The organism is Bacillus sp. AFS018417 (assembly GCF_002560985.1).
Lineage (GTDB): Bacteria > Bacillota > Bacilli > Bacillales > Bacillaceae_G > Bacillus_A > Bacillus_A rhizoplanae.
Genome location: NZ_NTTM01000133.1, coordinates 1 through 368 on the forward strand (window position 1 = coordinate 1; position 368 = coordinate 368).

At 40.2% G+C, this 368-nt stretch carries 1 protein-coding gene; it reads left to right on the forward strand.

Annotated elements, in window-relative coordinates:
• Positions 1 to 368 (forward strand): DUF3900 domain-containing protein (locus CN326_RS23860; protein WP_141525133.1); only part of this gene is annotated, 368 nt, incomplete at both ends.

The window sequence follows — 368 nt, forward strand, 5'->3', positions numbered from 1 at the left end:
AACATGAAGTCGATTCAATATCCATACATGCCAGAAGAAGGCATCGTGGAAGTAGGCGAACTAAAAATCCACCAAGCATCACACGCCCGCTATTTCGAAGACTTCTTAAAATTCGTAGAATACGAACGTTCCATGCCAGAAATTATGAAAACACAAGTTATGGATATGGTATACGACCAAATTGAAGATGTATTTGAAGAAGGTACAGAAGAACGAGAACAATTTGACCAAGCAATGGAAGTATGGGCTGCGAGTCCAAAGCGTGAAATTATGGAGCATTTCACAACAGAAGAAGTAATGGAAGCTACCGCACAAATTGTGGAGCATACCCCTGAGATTGAATTAAAGCTAAAGGCAGACCATATTTC